Source organism: Janthinobacterium sp. 1L-D-8-B-C4 (assembly GCF_057291295.1).
This window is the reverse complement of record NZ_JBXAVX010000007.1, coordinates 328318-334317: the sequence shown is the minus strand read 5'-3', so window position 1 is coordinate 334317 and position 6000 is coordinate 328318. Positions and strand designations below refer to the sequence as shown.

Annotated in this window: 4 protein-coding genes and 2 tRNA genes; 3 read left to right on the top strand and 3 right to left on the bottom strand. The window is 61.6% G+C overall.

Annotation, left to right across the window (positions count from 1 at the left end; all coding sequences use genetic code 11):
• Positions 1-7: 7 nt before the first annotated feature.
• Both AC0Z42_RS15130 and AC0Z42_RS15125 read right to left on the bottom strand, forming a co-directional pair.
• Positions 8-84: transfer RNA gene (locus AC0Z42_RS15130), tRNA-Met, on the bottom strand.
• Between the two features lie 107 nt (positions 85-191).
• Positions 192-268 (bottom strand) — tRNA-Met (locus AC0Z42_RS15125).
• Between the two features lie 188 nt (positions 269-456).
• On the opposite strand from AC0Z42_RS15125, the gene AC0Z42_RS15120 reads away from it, so the two are divergent.
• Genes AC0Z42_RS15120 through AC0Z42_RS15110 form a run of 3 tightly spaced genes read left to right on the top strand, consistent with a single transcriptional unit; the run spans position 457 to position 2548 of the window.
• The gene (locus tag AC0Z42_RS15120) at positions 457-1032 is read left to right on the top strand and encodes an NUDIX hydrolase (protein WP_485469024.1); all 576 of its coding nucleotides are present in this window, start codon (positions 457-459) and stop codon (positions 1030-1032) included.
• A gap of 30 nt (positions 1033-1062) precedes the next feature.
• Complete coding sequence (gene aat / locus AC0Z42_RS15115; protein ID WP_485469023.1) at positions 1063-1779, top strand: leucyl/phenylalanyl-tRNA--protein transferase; 717 nt, start codon at positions 1063-1065, stop codon at positions 1777-1779.
• 46 nt (positions 1780-1825) lie between these two features.
• A complete protein-coding gene (locus AC0Z42_RS15110) occupies positions 1826-2548 on the top strand; it encodes an arginyltransferase (RefSeq protein WP_485469022.1) in 723 nt (240 codons plus the stop codon).
• A 25-nt stretch (positions 2549-2573) separates the two neighbouring features.
• Here AC0Z42_RS15110 and AC0Z42_RS15105 read toward each other — a convergent pair whose 3' ends face one another.
• Positions 2574-5891, bottom strand: coding sequence for a S41 family peptidase (locus AC0Z42_RS15105; protein ID WP_485469021.1), 3318 nt, complete (start codon positions 5889-5891; stop codon positions 2574-2576).
• Positions 5892-6000: the final 109 nt, after the last annotated feature.

The window sequence follows — 6000 nt, the reverse complement described above, 5'->3', positions numbered from 1 at the left end:
TTCGAATTGGTTGCGGGGACAGGATTTGAACCTGTGACCTTCGGGTTATGAGCCCGACGAGCTGCCAGACTGCTCCACCCCGCACAAGAATTATATACCAGATTGTTAAGCGGCGTAAAGGGCGGCGTTGACATATCGCCCGGCCATGAAAAAACCGCTGATCCTCTTGCAAGGAATCAGCGGCTTCGAATTGGTTGCGGGGACAGGATTTGAACCTGTGACCTTCGGGTTATGAGCCCGACGAGCTGCCAGACTGCTCCACCCCGCACAAGAATTATAAGCGCAAACGGGTGGCTTAGGCAATAGCTATTCTAAAATCGACTGTAATAGAGCCATTCAATAGAAAAAGTCGGCGCATGCCCGGTCTGCCCGGCACGCCACGGCGCACGCAATCGGTGTACAGTAAGCGTTACACTATCGCATAGCCCCTGCCATCTTTTACCTTACAGCCTGCCCATGAAATTCTGCTCCGAATGCGCCCATCCCGTCAGCCTGTCGATACCGGATGGCGACAACCGCCTGCGTTATGTCTGCCCCAATTGCAGCACCATTCATTACCAGAACCCGAAGATGGTGGTCGGCTCGATACCGGTATGGGAGCAGGATGGCCAGTTGCAGGTGCTGCTGTGCAAGCGCGCCATCGAGCCGCGCCTTGGCTACTGGACCCTGCCGGCCGGTTTCATGGAAAACGATGAAACCACATCGGATGCGGCCGAGCGCGAAACGGTGGAGGAAGCGGGCGCGAATATCGAACTGGGCAAGTTGTTTTCGCTGCTGAACGTGCAGCGCGTGCACCAGGTGCACCTGTTTTATCTGGCGCGCCTGCGCGATCTCGATTTTGCGCCCGGCATCGAAAGCCTGGAAGTGCAGCTGTTTACGGAAAGCCAGATCCCCTGGGACGACCTGGCTTTCCCCACCATCCGCACCACGCTCGAACTGTTCTTTGCCGACCGCGTGAAGATCCGCGAAGGCGGCAGCTACGGTTTCCATACGGGCGACATCAACCGCCCGATGGCCATGCCGGCCGACTGAGCCGCCCTCAACCCTGCTACTCGATACTGCATGATCCCCTGGCTCGATCTCCATACCCCGTTTCCCGACGTGTCGCGCGCGCTGACGGGCGAAGCGCCTGGCCTGCTGGCGGCCGGCGCCGACCTGTCGCCGCGGCGCCTGCTCGACGCCTACCGGCACGGCATCTTTCCCTGGTTTTCCGAAGGCCAGCCGATACTGTGGTGGAGCACCGATCCGCGCATGGTGCTGATGACAGAAAACTTCAAAGTCTCCGACAGCCTGCAGAAAACCATCCGCAAGGTCGAGCGCAGCGCCGCCACCGACGGGCGCTGGCAGTTGCGCTTCGACGGCGACTTCGAGGGCGTCATGCGCGCCTGCGCCGCGCCACGCAAGGATGGCCCCGGCACGTGGATCTCGGACGAAATCATCGACGGCTATACGGGCCTGCACAAGCTCGGCTATGCACACTCGTCGGAATTGTGGCTCGACGGCGAACTGGTGGGCGGCGCCTATGGCGTGTCGATCGGGCGCATGTTCTACGGCGAGTCGATGTTCGCGCGCGTAACGGATGGCTCGAAAATCGCGCTGGCCCAGCTGGTGCGCTTTTTGAAAGAACGCGGCGTGAAGATGATCGACTGCCAGCAGGAGACGCGCCACCTGGCCTCGCTGGGCGCGGCGCCGATTTCGCGCGCGCGCTTCCTGGCCCATCTGCGCGGCGCAATTGAAGAAGCACAAATCACCGACTGGCACACTGCGGCCAGGGCGTAGCTATGCTATCGTTGCAGGCAACACCGCTGCCTCATACTGGACCACCATGACGCACCTGAACGAACTACCGTTTGCCACCCTGCAGTTCTATACGACGGCGCCCTACCCCTGCAGCTACCTGGAAGAGCGCCAGGCGCGCTCGCAGGTGGCCACGCCCTCGCACCTGATCAACAGCGATGTGTATTCCGAACTGGTGCGCAACGGCTTCCGGCGCAGCGGCATCTTTACCTACCGCCCGTATTGCGACGGCTGCCAGGCCTGCATCCCGGTGCGGGTGGCCGCGCAGGATTTTGCCGCCAGCCGCAACCAGCGCCGCGCCTGGAGCCGCCATGCGCAGCTGCAGGCCGGCGTGGCCACCCTGTCCTTTCTTGACGAACATTACGAGCTGTACCTGCGCTACCAGAGCACGCGCCACGCAGGCGGCGGCATGGACCAGGACAGCCGCGACCAGTACGCCCAGTTCCTGCTGCAAAGCCGGGTCAACACGCGTCTGGTGGAATTCCGCGACCCCGACGGCGTGCTGCGCATGGTCAGCATCATCGACGTGCTGGCCGATGGCCTGTCTTCCGTCTACACCTTTTTCGATCCGGATGTGCCGGGCGCCTCCTACGGCACCTACAACGTGCTGTGGCAGATCGCCCAGGCGCGCGAGCTGGGGCTGCCATACGTGTACTTGGGCTACTGGATCGCCCAGAGCCCGAAGATGGCTTATAAAATCAACTTCAAGCCGCTGGAAGCCAGAATCAAAGGACAGTGGGTGGTGATGTAAAAAAGGGGCTTGCGCCCCTTTTCACTTATTTGCTCTTGTCCGGATACGCCGGCCGTATCGGCCGCACCGGTGGATTTTTGGCCAGCTCGGCCTGTATCACCTCGATGGCTTTTTCCAGTTGCGGATCACGGCCGGCGATCACGTCGGCCGGTGTTTGCTCGACTTCGATATCGGGCGGCACGCCTTCGTTTTCCACGCCCCAGCCGTTTTCACGGGTCCAGAACGCCAGGTTGGGCGCGGTAATGGTGCCGCCGTCCATCAGCACGGGGAAGCCGAGGATGCCGACCAGGCCGCCCCAGGTGGCCTTGCCGATCAGCGGGCCCATGTTGTTCTTGCGGAACATCCACGGCAGCAGGTCGCCGCCCGAGCCGGCCGTCTCGTCGATCAGCATGGCGCGCGGGCCCTGGATCGAGGCCGACGGCGTCTTCATGTCGGCGCCATAGCGCATGGCCCACCAGGCGATCTCTTTCTTCTGCAAAATTTCAATGTAATAGTCGGCCACGCTGCCGCCGCCGTTGAAGCGCTCGTCAACGATAATGGCCTGTTTGTCGGCCTGCGGGAAGAAATAGCGCTTGAAGTAGGTGTGGCCCAGGCCCGCCGTATTGGGCACATAAACATAGGCCACCTTGCCGCCGGTGGCCGCGTTCACCTTGCGCATGTTGCCCTCGATCCAGTCGCGGTTGCGTAAAGCATCCTCCGTCGGCACCGGCACCACCGTGATGGTGCGCGCGCCCTTGCCATCAGCCGACGGCCCGATGGTCAGGTCGATGGCCTTGCCTGCCGTGTTTTCAAACGCGCTATACAGATTGGTGGGCGGCGCCACCGGGCGGCTGTCGACGGCCAGCAGGTATTCGCCGGCCTTGACGTTCAGGCCCGGCTCGGTCAGCGGCGCGCGCAAGGTAGGGTTCCAGTTCAGGCCGCCGTACACCTTCTTGAAGCGATAGTGGCCGTTGCTCACTTCGTAGTCGGCGCCCAAGAGGCCGCCCGGCACTTTTTTGGCGTCGATAAAGTCGTCGCCACCGCCACCGCGATGGTGGCCGACAGCCAGCTCGCTGCACATCCACTGTATCAAACGGTTCAGGTCGGCGCGGCTCGACAGTTCAGGCAAAAAGGCCGCGTACTTGTCGCGCATGGCTTTCCAGTCCACGCCATGCATGGCCGGATCATAGAAATAATCGCGGTTGATGCGCCATACCTCATTGAAAATCTGCGTCCACTCGGCGCGCGGATCGGCCTTCACTTCGATCGCATCGATCTTGATCTTGCCTTCAGCAGGCGCCAGCACCTTCCCGGTGGCCGAACCCATGGCCCAGTTGTCCTTCTGCCGGTACAGCAGCTTCTTGCCGTCAGCCGAGACCTCGAAATCATCGGCTTCCGCCACCACGGTGTCGGCCTTGCGATCCTTCAGGTCGAAGCGCTGCACCGCCTTCTTGCCGTCGTTCTCGCGCAGGAAAAAGATCTGGCCATCGCCGCCGGCCGACAGGCTGGAAAACTGCGCGGCAGGCATCGGCAGGTCGACGATACGGGTGGCAATGCCGTCGAAATCGATGCGGATCGGCGCCACCGGCGCCACATTCACTTTCGGATCGTCGCGGCCCGTCTTCGGATCGATCTTCGGCTCGTTTTTCGCTTCGCTGTCGGCCTTGGCGGCGTCCTTCTTCGGCTCCGTGCCGGCGGCTTTTTCCTCGTCGCTTTCCTTGATCAATGGCGACGGCAAATCATTCCTCAGCACCGCCATCCACACCGTGCGCGTCACCAGGTTGTCTTCGTTCTGCTGCGAGAACCAGTTGTTGCTGGGGCCGGCATTGGTCGAAGCAAAGAAATACAGGTATTTGCCATTCTTGTCGAACACCGGTTCGGCCACGTCGGACAAACCATCGGTCACCGGCATCGACTTGTTCTGCTCGACCGAATAGATATACGCGCTGCGCGTATAGGTGGCTGAATTGAGCGTGTAGGCCAGCCAGCGCGAATCGGGCGCCCACGAAGCGCGCATGCTCTTGTCGACGCCATACATCGGCTCGGTGGCGATCTTCTGCACCTTGCCAGAACTGACATCGATCACATACATGCTCCAGCCGTTGTCGGCAAAGGCGATCTTTTTGCTGTCGGGCGACCAGACGGCGCTGTCGTAGAAGCCGCTGCCGTTGAGCTTGAACTTGCGTACCGCACCCTTGCCATCCTGAGCCCGCACATGCAGTTCGTACTCGCCCGACTCGTCCGAAAAATACGCCACCGAGCGGCCATCGGGTGACCAGATTGGGGTGCGCTCGTTGGCACCCGGCGTTTGCGTCAGGTTGCGCACATCGCCCTTGTCGGCCGGGATGGTGACGATCTCGCCCCGGTATTCAAACGCCACACGCGCGCCCGACGGCGAGATCGAGGCGTCACGGATATATTTCGCGCCCTTGACCCAGCGCGGCCGCGTTTGCCCCAGGTCGCTGGCAACGCCGATCACCAGCTTTTTCGACTGGCCGCTGGCCAGGTCCAGGCTATGCAGATAGCCGGCCTGCTCGTAGACGATGGCGCCGTTGGCGGCCGAGGCGTTCAGCACCGGGAAGTCCATATGCTGCGTCAGCTGGCGCACCGCCTTGCTTTTTACATCGTAGGCATACAGATTGAATTCGCCATTGCGGTCCGACCTGAAGTAGACGGTATCGCCCAGCCAGATCGGATCGACGTCGTTCGAGCGGGTGCTCGGCTGCGGGATTTTTTCGATCGACTTGTCGGCGGACGAAAACAGCCACAGCCAGGAATTGGTGCCGCCCCGGTAGCGTTTCCACTGCTTGAACGCCGGCATCAGGGGGTTGTAGGCGATGCGCTGGCCGTCTGGCGAATACGTGGCGCGCGAGGCGTTTGGGATTTCCAGCTGGGTTTCCACGCCGCCCGTTACCGGCACCGTAAACAGCTTCTGGAAGCGGTTGTTGAAGGCGGCGCGTGGCGAGGTGAACATCACCGACTTGCCATCCGGCGTGAACGCCTGCGCCAGGTCAGCGCCGGGGTGGAAAGTGAGGCGGCGCGGCACGCCACCGGCAGCCGCAATCACATACACGTCGATATTGCCGTCGATATTGGCGCTGTACGCGATCAGGCTGCCATCAGGCGAAAACACCGGGTTCGATTTGTCGCCCAGGTCGGACGTCAATCGCCGTGCGCCGCCGCCATCGCGATTGCTCAGCCACAAATCACCGGCGTAGACAAAGGCGATATGCTGGTTCGAGACGGCCGGCTCGCTCAGCATGCGGGTGTCGGTGGTATTGGGTAATGCAAAGGCGGTGGCGGGGTGGCCCAGCAGCAGTGCGGCAGCGGCGGCGATGGCCGTCAAAATCGGTGTCTTGTTCAATCTGTGTCTCGCTGATAATGTAAGGAAGCAGGAAGGTACACGGCGCCCATGCAGCTTGGTAATGAATCAACAATTGCATTAGGCCAACAAGAACTATACACCCGGCAGC

What these genes read in the sequence shown, in the direction of transcription:
- AC0Z42_RS15120 (WP_485469024.1), top strand. Translation starts at nt 457, where the DNA reads ATGAAATTCTGCTCCGAATGCGCCCATCCCGTCAGCCTGTCGATACCG.
- aat (WP_485469023.1), top strand. Translation starts at nt 1,063, where the DNA reads ATGATCCCCTGGCTCGATCTCCATACCCCGTTTCCCGACGTGTCGCGC.
- AC0Z42_RS15110 (WP_485469022.1), top strand. Translation starts at nt 1,826, where the DNA reads ATGACGCACCTGAACGAACTACCGTTTGCCACCCTGCAGTTCTATACG.